General features: G+C 36.4%; 9 protein-coding genes. All 9 read right to left on the bottom strand.

Annotation, left to right across the window (positions count from 1 at the left end):
- A complete protein-coding gene (gene tssH / locus F935_RS08700; RefSeq protein ID WP_080645572.1) occupies positions 1–2,682 on the bottom strand; it encodes a type VI secretion system ATPase TssH in 2,682 nt (893 codons plus the stop codon).
- A 148-nt stretch (positions 2,683–2,830) separates the two neighbouring features.
- A complete protein-coding gene (locus tag F935_RS08705) occupies positions 2,831–3,094 on the bottom strand; it encodes a PAAR domain-containing protein (protein WP_016138585.1) in 264 nt (87 codons plus the stop codon).
- A 16-nt stretch (positions 3,095–3,110) separates the two neighbouring features.
- Positions 3,111–3,878, bottom strand: a complete 768-nt coding sequence (locus tag F935_RS08710) for an OmpA family protein (RefSeq protein WP_005304028.1) — start codon at positions 3,876–3,878, stop codon at positions 3,111–3,113.
- A gap of 2 nt (positions 3,879–3,880) precedes the next feature.
- On the bottom strand, positions 3,881–4,840 hold the full coding sequence (tagF, locus tag F935_RS08715; RefSeq protein WP_016138586.1) for a type VI secretion system-associated protein TagF: 960 nt from the start codon (positions 4,838–4,840) through the stop codon (positions 3,881–3,883).
- Between the two features lie 37 nt (positions 4,841–4,877).
- Positions 4,878–8,699 (bottom strand): type VI secretion system membrane subunit TssM, encoded by a 3,822-nt coding sequence (tssM, locus tag F935_RS08720; protein WP_016138587.1) that lies wholly within the window; start codon positions 8,697–8,699, stop codon positions 4,878–4,880.
- Between the two features lie 30 nt (positions 8,700–8,729).
- A complete protein-coding gene (locus tag F935_RS08725; RefSeq protein WP_016138588.1) occupies positions 8,730–10,139 on the bottom strand; it encodes a hypothetical protein in 1,410 nt (469 codons plus the stop codon).
- The gene (gene tssG / locus F935_RS08730; RefSeq protein ID WP_016138589.1) at positions 10,136–11,134 is read right to left on the bottom strand and encodes a type VI secretion system baseplate subunit TssG; all 999 of its coding nucleotides are present in this window, start codon (positions 11,132–11,134) and stop codon (positions 10,136–10,138) included. Before tssG ends, F935_RS08725 begins: the two co-directional genes overlap by 4 nt.
- Positions 11,098–12,909: a type VI secretion system baseplate subunit TssF gene (gene tssF / locus F935_RS08735; protein WP_016138590.1), complete on the bottom strand. Its 1,812-nt coding sequence runs from the start codon at positions 12,907–12,909 to the stop codon at positions 11,098–11,100. The genes tssG and tssF overlap by 37 nt, the downstream gene beginning before the upstream one ends.
- A gap of 16 nt (positions 12,910–12,925) precedes the next feature.
- Complete coding sequence (gene tssE, locus F935_RS08740) at positions 12,926–13,402, bottom strand: type VI secretion system baseplate subunit TssE (RefSeq protein WP_016138591.1); 477 nt, start codon at positions 13,400–13,402, stop codon at positions 12,926–12,928.
- Positions 13,403–13,443: the final 41 nt, after the last annotated feature.

A 13,443-nucleotide genomic window follows, 5' to 3' on the forward strand; every position in this document is an offset into this window, starting at 1 on the left:
TTAAACTTCTGACTTCAACTTTTTACTGGTCCTTTTTTTAGCAGCTTTTGCAACCGGATCTAGTAAATATTGAATTTCGTCATCTTTAGCATCAATCATGATAATTTTTGGCAACTTTTGTTCTGCTAAAGCCACTAAAATTTCTGTAGCCAATGCAGGTAACACCGTAGAATTTAAAATATTATCAACATTACGTGCACCACTATCGACTTCTGTACAGCGACTTAAGAGCAGCTCTACCAAATCGTCAGAATACTGGACTTGTGTACCGTATTGTTTCTCAATTCTTGCAGTGATCTTGCCTAACTTATGTTTAATAATTCGTACAAGTAAATCGTCATGCAATGGAAAATATGGCACAACTCTCATTCGGCCTAAAAATGCAGGCTTGAATTGCTTATATAAACTTGGTTTTAAATGGTCAATCAACTCTTCAGCTGTCGGCCATTCTTCTACTGGCGTATTTAAGCAAGCTTGCATGATCGCGCTTGAGCCAGCATTAGAAGTCAACAAAATAGTGGTGTTTTTAAAGTCAATTACTCGTCCTTCGCCATCTTCTAAAGTACCTTTATCAAATACTTGATAGAACAGTTCCTGAACATCACTATGTGCTTTTTCAATTTCATCAAGCAACACAACACTGTAAGGGTTACGGCGAACAGCTTCTGTTAAAACACCGCCTTGACCATATCCCACATATCCAGGAGGCGCACCTTTAAGCGAAGATACAGTATGAGCTTCTTGATATTCAGACATATTAATGGTGATTAAATGCTGCTCACCACCATATAGTTCATTTGCCAAAGTTAATGCCGTTTCAGTTTTACCAACACCACTTGGCCCCACCAAAAGAAATACACCTTGTGGCTTATTAGGATCTTCAAGTCTTGCTTTTGAAGTTTTAATGCCTTGAACTAATTGTGTAAGTGCATAATCCTGCCCCATTACACGCTCGCCCAATTTATCTTCAAGCGTTAATATCTGTTTAATTTCATCATTAACCATTTTTCCAACAGGAATTCCGGTCCAATCAGAAATAATTTCATTAATAATTAGAGAGTTTACTCTTTCAAATACTAAGGGTTGCTGGCCTTGAATTTCAGCAAGATCCTTACGCAGTAGATTGATCTGGTCATAAGCTTCAGATTCATTAGAATGATTTTGTGCTTCTAATTCCTGAATTTTATGAACAAGTTCTAATTCTTTTTGCCATTGCTCTTCGGTTTCATGAATCTCTTTTTGCAAAGATTCTAAATTAGCTTTTAAAGTTTCTAATCGTTCATGATGAATTGGAATCTGACGATGTTCATTTTCTAAAATTTTCTGTTCAAGCTTTAAGTTATGCTCTTGAGCCTTTAACTGATCAAGCTTTACAGGTTGGGCATTTTGGGTCAACGCAACACGTGCTGCTGCCGTATCAAGAACACTAACTGCTTTATCCGGAAGTTGACGACCACTAATATAGCGATGCGAAGAATGAACCGCTGTAACGATCGCCTCATCATCAATTTGTAATTTAAAATGCTGCTGCATCACTGGAATCATTGCGCGCAACATATCTATCGCAACTTCTTCGGTTGGCTCTTCTACTTTTACCACCTGAAAACGTCGGCTCAATGCAGCATCTTTTTCAAAATATTGTTTATATTCTGCCCAAGTAGTTGCAGCAATCGTACGCAATTCACCACGTGCAAGTGCTGGTTTTAAAAGATTTGCAGCATCATTTTGCCCAGCTTGTCCACCTGCACCAATTAAAGTATGCGCTTCATCAATAAATAAAATAATAGGATGAACTGAGGCTTGAACCTCTTGAATCACTTGTTTTAGACGATTTTCAAACTCGCCTTTAACACTTGCACCTGCCTGTAAAAGTCCCATATCAAGCACATGTAAATGGACATTCTTAAGGGCGTTTGGTACTAAACCTTGAGCAATTTTTAAAGCTAAACCTTCGACCACAGCTGTTTTACCAACGCCTGGCTCTCCAGTTAAGATCGGGTTGTTTTGGCGTCTACGCATTAAAATATCGAGCATTAGGCGAATTTCATATTCGCGCCCAATAACTGGATCTATACCGCCTTGTTTCGCTTTTTCAGTGAGGTTAATCGTATATTGATCAAGTGCAGGAGTTTTAGCTGCTTTGGTATTTGCTACAGTCGCTTCTGTTGGCTCAGCTTCACCAGAAGGTGTTTTTATTTCATCTTGTTGTTCAACACTCTTCTCACAAATTTCAAGAAACTTATGTTTCATTGAATCAATTGGTAAGAGGTCAAATAAACTCGAAGCACGAGTCGCAATTTGATATAAATCAGGCGCAGTTAATAACGCAACTAATAAATGACCACTACGAATAACTGGATTTTGTTCAGCCGAAGCCAATAACCAGGCTTGTTCAAACAAACGAACAATAGATTTAGCAAAAATAGGAGTTCGTGAATTACCTTTCGGCAATTGAGAAATTGTTTCTTTTAAATCATCAACCAAAGCTTCAGATGAAATTTTATATTTCTTTAATAAAATTTTTAAATCATTCTCTAAAGATTGATTAAGTAACTCTAAAAATAAATGCTCAATTTCAATTTCGTAATTTTGTTGAATAACACAAGCATTAGCCGATTTTTCTAAAGCAGTTCGCGCAACTGTAGAAAGTTTTGTAATTAAAATTTTTAAATTACTCATCATTACTCTCAATATTTTTAAATAATTTAATGCTTAAAATCATAATGCCTGTATATTAACAAAATTCAGCTTTATCAGACAAACTACTCATCATTTCAAGCGTTAATAAGTTTTGGTAGATATTTATATCTATATAAAAATATCTCTACCCTTACCCTTGATTTACTAAACTCTGTTTTGGCAATAATTTACAGCCACATGATAATGAATCATTTACACGTGCTGCTGATTTCCCCATAACAAGCATATTCGGATCTCCCGATACAATCGTTGCAACTATTTTGTGTAACGGACAAGTTGCCTTATCTCCTACACAGGCAATTGCAATTCCCTCAATTAAAAAAGTACTATTTCCTGAAATGACTTGCCCTCCACCAGTTGTTGGGCATCCAATCGTAATGTACGGGCTAGCCATGTTCTTCTCCTTATATTTATAGAACAGTAAACTCAATTCGACGGTTTTTCTTTCTTCCTTCTGGAGAAGTATTATCTGCAACTGGCTTAGAAGAACCTAGACCTTCCGCAGATAAATGGTCGGCAGGAATACTCTTACTAATCAAATAGTTTTTTACTGCTAATGCCCGATCTTGGCTAAGTTTTAAATTTTTAGTCGCATCGCCTGAACTATCTGTATGTCCTACGATTTTGACTTTTTTGCCGCCTACTTTATTTAAGGCAACAGCCATCTCGTCTAGAATTTTTTGACCCGCATCAGTTAAAACTGCACTACCAGATTCAAACTCAATAATTCGATTTTTAAGTGCGTCATCAATGATTTTCTGCTCAGCCTGATTGACTGATAACTGTGAATATAGTTGATATGGTGGCTGTACTAACCCTTGAAAGGACTGAATGGTAGGCTGGATATCTGCTGGATTCAGCATTTTTCCACTTAGCTCAAATCGAGTACCATTTACGCTTAATTTACCTTGTGAAACTTTTTTCAAGTCAGGTGTAATAACTCGTGTAACAGAATCACTCCATCCATTTGGAGCAGCTACAGGTCTCACTTGTATTTTATCTACTACCTGATCAGCACCATAAACAGATTGCATTTTTAATAAGATGGCCTGTTTACTCGCCTCATTTGGAACCACACCTTCTACAACAATAGGCTGAGCCAAAGCATAATTAGCTATTGCATAGATAAAACAGCCTTTTATGAGCTGTGTAAGTTTAGTTTGATTTCGTTGATTCATTATTATTCACCCAAAAAAGTCTGTCTAAATAGTTTTAAGCCTTGATTTAAACTTAATTGGCGTTGGCATAATGATTGTTCTAGCGTAGCTAAACCAGCATTCTGCTCCAAATAAGTATCAATCCACTGAGCTTCTATTAAAGAAACCCAATGTTTACTATCCATATTCTGAGTAAAAATATCGCTAAGGGCTAAAATATCAGCACCTTGAAAGCCGAAGAATAATACTGGTTGCTCTCGATGTAATAAGCCAATCAACACCTCAGTATTATGTTCCTTTAAAAAACGACAAATAATACTGACCCAAAAGGCTGCTATTTCATAACTGTAAGCAGGATTATTAATAGGCAAAATCAAAACTTTATTTAATCGACTGGTTCCATTTTGTAAAATTGGCTGAAGTAATAACCCCAGACCAATCATACTTTGAGCTAACTCATAAATGCTGAGCTTCATTAACTGAGCAAATGAGTGCATCGTATGATTTTCATAGAAGCCGATACACTCGCGTTCAGTTAAAACCTGAATTTGATTTTGTAAGTGACCTAATTTTCCAAGTAACAGATCTGAATCTTTAATTCCTTTTAAAGCACGATTGTTTTGAAATAAATCAACGAGTACATGTTTATAGCTATATGGCGCATACAGCAAATTATCATACGGTAAATCAATTTCTAATAAATGGCTCAGTACCATTGGAAAAGATCGGCCTGAACTATCTTCACTTGCGAGTAGATTCGCCGCTAAAAACATATTTTCTTTCGGATTCGCAATAAAGAAATCCAGTGAAGGCAACGTGTTATAAGCTTCTTTAAAGCTGCCCGATTGCATTGCGTATTCCAATGCTTCAGTAATCCACTGATCAAGCAACTGTATTAGAGCATTCTGACCTTTTGTTTTTAAAAAGTCGCCTCGTGCAGGACTTTTGCCGTAATACAAAGGGGTTGTTTTTAATGTTTGCATTATTGCTCCTCCTTTCGCATAGAGGTTATTTTCCATGTCATGGTTTAACTCCCACAGAAGGCTGAGCAAGTGCTGCAACAGGATTTGCTGTTTTTACTGGCGCAGCAGCTTGAGCTGGTGCCTGCTGAGCAGACACCACACGAGCTGCTTTATCGGCAGTAACTTTGTCAACCAGTTGCATACCTGCGTAACCACGGCTTGAACCAATACTGCCTGAATTACTACTGATTAGACGGAAATTCATTTTTACAACTAATGATGGGTCAGTTTTACTACGCCAAAGCATTTCAAACCCGCCATTTTGTTCTTTACGTTGAGCACTATCAATTAAACGGTTAATACCGTATTCGCCCGGCTCATCAAAAATCGTATGCGTTTGACCTTGTAAATCTACAGCGGTAATACGAGCACCCGGAATACTGCCTTGATTCGGCCAAATGAAGTTAACCCACTGTTGCACACCGTTTTCATAAGTCATGCGCTGACCATCAATATCCACGGTATATGAAAGCAATTGTGGATTTGGAATTGGGTAAAACTGGAAGTTAGATTGATTGGTTGCAGGTGCAGCAGGAGCTTGACTATTCAACTCACCTGTTGCCATACCATTTGATGGAGTAACATATCTTTGGAAATTCATGACGAATTGAGGATTTAAACTAATTCCTAAATCTTTCCATGTCTTAGACGTTAATGTATAACCACGACGAATCACAAATGGATCAAGATTTTCTTTTACAAAACGAGAAATGCTGCCGTTTTCACCCAAGATTTGGCCAATTTCACTACTTGTAGCTTGCAAAGAAGCTGATGAGTTAAATGGATATTTCTTAGCAAGATTTGCAGTAAATGGCTGATAGGCTTGCATAACCCATAATTTATTAATTTCGTCTTGCGTAGGTGTAATTAAACTCTCAAAAGCTTGTGTAAGTGGACTAACCACTAATTTTTGTAGTAATCGCTGATCAATTTCACTAAAACCAACCGCCATTTTTTCATCTACAATTTTTTGCGTCTGGTTAAATACAGAAGTTTGCTCATTCAGGGTTTGCTTGACTAATGTCATCGCATTAGGTCCAACTTCCCCTGCATTCTTAAGCTCATTAAACTTGCTACGAACTAGAGCTAAATTTGTCATATATTCATCAAGCAATGATTTACCTTGTTGATCATCGCGTTTGCGAACCAACTGATAGAACATTTGATATTCTTGAGAAATAGCACCCTGAGCATTGGTCGCCACTTGATTAGCAGTCTTGTCATCATGATTTAAAACTTTACGTTTAAACCACGCAACGAATCCTTTTTGTGGAGCTGCTAACTCAGCTTGCACAACTGGATTATCCCAGTTTGTTTCGATTGCTACTCGTTCAATTAAGGTTCGAATTGGAGAGTTCTGTGGCTCACCTAAAACATCAATATTTTTTACTTGCTGAGGGAATTGGGTAGCTTTAGCATAATGAATACCGCTTAAGAATTTTCTCCATTCCGCAATATATTCTTGCTTATAGAGTGCCGTCAGTTGCTTTCTAATTTGTTCAGGGCTGCCTGAGAAAGTTAAATCATCAGATTGACGACTATTTAGCACCCAATCTTTACTATCTGTTGGCTTATCTGCGGCTTCTTCAATCGCCTTTTCTACATAGTCATTCCATGCCTTTTGGGTAAATACGCCAGGCAACGCATAACTACCTAATACAACATTTTTATTAGCCTCACCCACGATCTGACTTACAGTCAACGCAGGGAAACGTACAGCAGCGCGCATTTTTATTTCGTTATAAACACGATCACGCGCAGGCATTCCTCTAACTACAGAGAGCAATACTTGACGTGTTTGATCAACAATTTGTGAATCTGCATCTAAAATTGGGAATTCTTTATCATTCGCCAAAGTCATTGCATACGATAAAATCTGCTCAGCTTCCTGAATCATATCTGCACGTGGCATTTGACCTTTATTTGCATCAAGCCAAGAACGCCAGAAACGCGTAACCTGATCACTTAGATGACTTGCATCCATATATTGTGGATTACTCATCATCAAATACGCTTTTAATGCGTTATAAGCATCTTGAGGATTTGTGTCTGAAGGCTCTAAATATTGTTGAGTCTGAGCAGTTTGCTTGATTTCAACATTTGTGTGATTCGCTTTTAATGTTGCTTCATTATTTTTTACGCGTTGCAAATATTGAGCAATATTTTGCTGTGTCGGTGTTAAGACAATTTGCTTAACGCCTTTTAAATATTCAGCTTTTAACTTTTCACGAAGCTCATTGCCCTGATATAAACCAAAACTAAACTTAAGCGGTCTATTTTCATCAAACTCATCCAACTGCTGTAGACGTCTTTGAAGAATAAGTAAAGCTTCTAATTGGGTAGACAATTGCTGACCCGAGGCTTTCTCTAATTGAACAACCTTATTTAAATCAGCTTGGACTTCGGCAACCAATTGCTGATTATTACGATATGACCAAACCCATACGCCAAGAATAATTGAAACACCCGCTAAAGCACCAATAAATGCAATGTAACGCTGACGTTTTCTACCCGTATTTACATGCTGCTTAACAAGATCTTTATCTTTTAAAATAACATCTGAAAATAGACCATTTAAGAAATAGCCATGATTAGGCGTAATTTTTGAATGATCTTTTAAATCACTTTGAGCAATTTGAGTAAGCTGAAATTCTTGTGCAATTTGTTCAGTCATTGGACTTTCAATGACACCTTCCTGCAAAGCACTGGTGAAGTAAAATCCACGGAAAACAGGTTGAAATTGATATGGATTATCTTCAAAAAGTGTACCGATAAAGCTTTTTAAAGCTGGTTTTAATGTTTTAAATTCTAATGGGAAGGTCATTACACTTGGTGAGATATTTTGCGAATGACGGCGGCTTAAATGAGTCGAGCTTACCCCTTTTAGACCATCATAAAGAATGGTGTAATGTTTTTCGAACAAATCTACCGCGTTATGAGAAGAACTCTGCTCATATGGAAGCGTTGCTCCCCAAGCTTGGTTATATTCTTGAGCTTCATAAAATTCAAAAAACTCGGTAAAACCTGCAATCAAATCCATCTTTGAAAAGACTAAATAAACAGGCACAACTACTTCTAAACGTTCGGTTAGATCTTGAATACGAGCACGTAAATTTTTAGCTAGCTTTAACGAGTTTTCAGGACTTTGACTAATTAACTCAGCAATACTAACAATTAAAATCAAACCATTCACCGGCGCTTTAGAACGGTTCTTTTTTAAAATATTTAAGAAACCTAACCACTCAGAATGGTCTTCGCTATAAACAGAATAACGGCCCGCTGTATCAAGCAAAATACCTTCAGTAGAGAAAAACCAGTCACAATTTCGAGTACCGCTTAAACCAGCTGATACCATTTTTTGATGCGTTTCTTCGAAAGGAAACTTTAATCCAGAATTATAAATAGCTGAACTTTTACCTGCAGCTGGGTTACCAATAACCATATACCAAGGAAGTTCATATAATGCAGCATTCCCTTTTTTATCACCCAACTTAGATTTACGAATCAGTTGAATTGATTCTTTCATTTGTTGGTTAACAAGCTGAAGTTCTTCTTTATCTTTATTTTTGCCATATTCAGCTTGATTATCTTTTTCAATTGCTTCAGCTAGCTCTTCGCCCTGAGCAGCATGCTTTCTTCGTTGAATAAGCCAATAGATACCATAAACAATAAGACCCAAAGCATAGGCAGTTGCTAAAGCCCAGAATATATGACGAGGAATTGAAGTATATGAAGACATCAATGCCACGAACAATGACAAGGCGATAATTGCTTTAGGATTCGTGATGTACTGCCACAAGTAGCCTAAAATTGTATGCATTCTATTCTCGTTCTAAGTCCAAAGTTTAAATTAGTTATTCAACACCATCACATCATCTTTTGAATTTTCAGTGACGCTTTGCACAAATGTATGTGCTGACACCGTATTTTCTCCAAAGACAAAAGGAATGATATGTTCAGGGAAGTGCATGCTCAGCATAAAGCCATAAATATCAGCTAAATGTTGGGTATGCCCTAATGAAGATTTCACATAAATATAGTGATGTGGTTCTATTGGTGTTTGAAGAAAGTGCTGCTGCAATTTTTTCGAAACTTTTATATCGGTCTGATCTGACAATATCAGCACATAAGGTTCCTCACCTTCATGCTGAGGTAAATCATGAAATTCAAAATTAGTAAAAAGCTTCGCTGTATCTTGTTGGCCTACAACAACTTTCAGATTTTTAGTAGGTTCTAATTCTTGAATTTTTACTAAAGGATCTGCCAATAAACAGCTTGCTGCAAATTCAGCAGGAATATAATCTTTAATCATCCAAGACTTTTCATCGACTAGATCTTGATCAATTTCCGAATCAGCCACGACTAAAAAGAACATCTCATGCTCTCTTTTATGAATACCTTTTAATAGGTGTATTAACTCTTGGTAAGCTAATTGCTCTCCAAAAAAATGATATTCAATATGGATCTTTTGAGCAGGAATACCAATCTCAGTAAAAAACGCTAAAATTAATTCATTACTTTGATCATCATTCCAAATATGTAATAAATCTTCAGAAAGAAGGATGTGTAGATTTAAGCGATTTAAGCGATAAACTTCGACTATCGGCATTTGAACATCATCATATTCAGACTCAGGATCAACCCATGCCGGATGCATATGATATTCACGTGCTTGCTGCGACTCATAAAATAAAGTTGAACGTTTTAAATGCTCTGCAAGAAGATATAAGTTTTCTATATTTTGTTCTAATTGCTGTTGTATTAATGACATCATACGAACTTGTCGTGGAGATGCATACTCGCTCTCCTCATGATTATCTTCATCCAAGTCTTTAATACGGTAAGATAAAAGAGGCAATCCATAAGAATTTAACAGTTGATCATCCAGCTCTGGACTTTTAAAGTTTTGTAGCTCCGCAATAATGCTTTCATTCTCACCCAATGCATGTACAGCAAAAGAAGAGTAAATATTAAAATCTAGCTGTTCGAGTGGTGCATCTGTTACCGCGGTTTGTTTTTGATTAGTATCATTTTTATCTTGATTTATAGCCTGTTCTTTCTTGTCTTTGTAAGTTTTATAGGCACTATAAATTAACCAAGGAGATAAGATCGCCAAGGTAATAATTGCTGGTAATAGCAAGAAATAAAGGAAAAAATCACCCTTATCAGGGTTATATTGAACGTCACGCCAGTAGAAAATAATAATTCCACTAACTACTGTAAAAATAGCAATAAACGAGAGTAATATTTTTTTAATCATATTGTCTCTCCAATAAGGCTATAGCAAGTTTCATGACTATGCACTTTCGGTTGTTTTGATATAAGAAAAGAACCTTGCCCCAGCCCACTCTGATTATGATGAGTTAGGCAAATAGGTTGTATTTCAGACTCATCTAACACGATTCGAAGATCTATCGATAAAGTTGGACTACACCAAGTTTCTACAATTTTTTTTAGTTTTAAACTTAACTCTTGATTTGGCAGAAAATTTAAATATTGTTGACGTTTTAAGGGTCCAATCTGAATTTCAATTTTTCCATCAATTTGCTGAATGGTTTCACCACAAAATGTATTAACACCAAGTAGGCTCGGCTGAGCTCCACCTAAAGTGGTTAATTGGTCACTCGCTAACTTAAAAGATTCTTGTATAAACTCTTTAATCGTAATTTCATGCTTAAAAATACATGACAGCATCGTTTTTAAGGCATGAACTGTATTATTCTGGCCCTGCATTAATCCAGAAAACTCTGCAAAATAGTCATCAAGTTCAGTTTGCTGATGTTGCGATCGTACATAGCCATTCAACGCATGCAAAATATCTAGATAATCATTTTTATGCTCGGTCTCATATCGAATCGGCAGATTATAGGTAATGCTGGACTCTACATATTGAGCAGTAAGCTTATGGTTAAATAAGCTCAAAAACTCTTTAGTTTCAGCTCTTTGCTGACGCGAAGCCTGTTTAATCTTGTTCGTATATGTATACGGTAAAGCACCTTGTATACCCGTAAGCCCAACGATTAAATTCGTGATATAAATCCGCTCATCTGATAATTCTAAATTTTCAATTTCCGTAGCAGGGAAATTTAAATTAAAGGATGTCTCAAACTTGAAATGATCACTCCAAGATGAACCAACTGCACGACTTGAATCGTGCCTTAATAGGCGTGTTGCTTGGATAAATTCAAAAGACTTTGGCTTTGTAAACAACTCAGCTGTTATAGAAGAGTCTTGCCACCAACGTTCTGACTGCATTGGTATAACTCCTGCTGAGATGAATAATCCTTAACAACCAAATCAACAAAACTATTAATTTGAACCTTTAAATTAAAAACACGACTTAACAATTGGCTAAAAATGTATAGGCTATGCCCTCTAAATACAGATGAATCAATTTGCAACTCGGCCTTCACGCCCCTTACAAACATTGGGAATGGTTTACCATCTACTAGTTTGTGAGTAAGTGAAAATTCAAGATGTTTAATTGATTCAATAATTAGATAATTTTCTTTTGATAGCGGTAAGTTATATAAAGCAAGTAACTCTTTAATATGAGATACAGCATCACCTTTCATTAGAGCTAAACTATTTAATGAAAGATGCGAAATAACACGCCACTGCTCACTCTGACTTTGACCAAATTGATATGGTTTTGTAGGTCTTTTTAAAACAATGGCGCGTCTAGCCAAACTACTGTCATTCAAGTTCAATATATTATTAGACTGCCCCAATGCTTCATGTGGTAAGTCACGATTTGAGCATAATAATTTTGTACTAATAAAATCTGAACGTGTTGAAGAAGGATTTAAATTCTTGGAAATAATTGAATATCCCATTTCAACAAAATTCGGTTGGAGTTTTTGATAGCTTACCGAATAGAAAAAGCGCGCCTTGTCTGCATGGTAATGACTCATCGCGAAAAAAGGCAGTACAGGAACATAGCTTTCTTCGTGACTGGTTTTTTCACGCACCATATTCATTTCAGTGATTGAATAGACTTGATAAAACTCAGGATGATGCGCATCTGTAATTAATGGGTATTCTAATTGCTTATGTACAATTTTTTGAGGTTCAGCATATTTTTCAAATAAATTAATGACTGGTGTAGTGAACAATTTAAAATTAGCGACATTTAATTCAGAATAATTTCGGACTACAGCTTGATCATTTAAATTTAATTTAAAATGTATAAGCAGCTCAAAATCATTCGCTTCTAAAGATAGAAGCTTTAAAAAACCTAAATCGAGTTTTAGATAGTTAAACTTCTCAGGAAAACAAAAATATTCCATGAGCAAACGATACGCATGATGAGTATGTTGATCGAGTGGCAATAGACTTTCTTGCTCTGAAAAACCAGTTAACTCAAATGGATTCTTATCGAGCGTTACAACTTTCTGCCCTATTTTGACAGCAAAAGTTGTTCCCTTTTTAAAAATACTGTCTAGTACTTGAAGCGGAAAATTAGAAATTGCATCTAAATAAATAGGAAGTTTTTCATTTATTAAACTTAGATGAGCATGATTAAAAATTTCGAATTTAAAATTTAAAATCGCATTTTGACTCAAATGCATATGTGCACTTGGCGTACTTTTAAACTCTAGCGCTTGCAAACTTATCGGGAGTAATTTTACTTCTTGCGTCGTATTAAACTCACACTGAACCCCTTTAAAACTACGCGACTTTAAGATTGTGTGTGCAGGAACAATATGCGCTTCTGTAAGCTGCTTTATCTTATTTATATCTTCGAAACTTACCACCGAACAAGCAGGAAAGTGCCGTAAGTATTGAGGGAACATCACCTCGAATAGAGAACGCGTAAATACGTCATAACTATCAGCAAGTTTTTTATCAATTCGAGCAGCGATTAATGAAAACGCCTGTATAAGACGCTCAATATGCGGATCATCAATCTGCTCTTGATTTAAAGATAAGCGCTGAGCAATTTTCGGATATTTTTGGGCAAATTCACGAGATTGCTGACCAAATTCTTGTAGTTGTTTCTCGTAAAACGGTAAAAGCTCTTCTATCACAACACACCCACTACGCTTAGGTTCTCGCTGAAATTACATATTGCTGCGTTGTCGGTTTTAGTAATGCATCAAAAACGACAGGTTCATACAGTGGATGAATATTTAGATAAGCCTGAATACTTAAACATAATGCCCCCATATTATGTCCATCCAACAACATCTCTACCCGTATTTGTCTTAATCTAGGTTCATGAGCTGCTATTGATTGTTCAATTGATTGACAAATCTTGTCTCGATCTAGCGGATTGGCTGTAGAAAGCCCCACAAAATCAATAATCCCGAACTGAAGTATAGATTTTTTAACCAATGGATAATCATCGACCACGTGATCTAATTTAGCGACACGACTATTCAGCAAGTCTTCTAAATCATTTGCTACCGATTCTCTTAATTGCTGAATAGAAAGACCCTTTTCATAATCTTCACTTTCAGGAATTAAGCGATCAAACAAAGTTGAACGAAATCCGTATGGATAAAGCCGATCTAAATTCATTCGAGTTCACAACAAGCATGCTTAAAGACAGCAGAGGCTAA

Source organism: Acinetobacter calcoaceticus ANC 3811 (genome assembly GCF_000399665.1).
Classification (GTDB): domain Bacteria; phylum Pseudomonadota; class Gammaproteobacteria; order Pseudomonadales; family Moraxellaceae; genus Acinetobacter; species Acinetobacter calcoaceticus_B.

Coding starts and splice junctions, on each gene's coding strand:
- tssH (WP_080645572.1), bottom strand. CDS start 2,682: ATGATGAGTAATTTAAAAATTTTAATTACAAAACTTTCTACAGTTGCG.
- F935_RS08705 (WP_016138585.1), bottom strand. CDS start 3,094: ATGGCTAGCCCGTACATTACGATTGGATGCCCAACAACTGGTGGAGGG.
- F935_RS08710 (WP_005304028.1), bottom strand. CDS start 3,878: ATGAATCAACGAAATCAAACTAAACTTACACAGCTCATAAAAGGCTGT.
- tagF (WP_016138586.1), bottom strand. CDS start 4,840: ATGCAAACATTAAAAACAACCCCTTTGTATTACGGCAAAAGTCCTGCA.
- tssM (WP_016138587.1), bottom strand. CDS start 8,699: ATGCATACAATTTTAGGCTACTTGTGGCAGTACATCACGAATCCTAAA.
- F935_RS08725 (WP_016138588.1), bottom strand. CDS start 10,139: ATGATTAAAAAAATATTACTCTCGTTTATTGCTATTTTTACAGTAGTT.
- tssG (WP_016138589.1), bottom strand. CDS start 11,134: ATGCAGTCAGAACGTTGGTGGCAAGACTCTTCTATAACAGCTGAGTTG.
- tssE (WP_016138591.1), bottom strand. CDS start 13,402: ATGAATTTAGATCGGCTTTATCCATACGGATTTCGTTCAACTTTGTTT.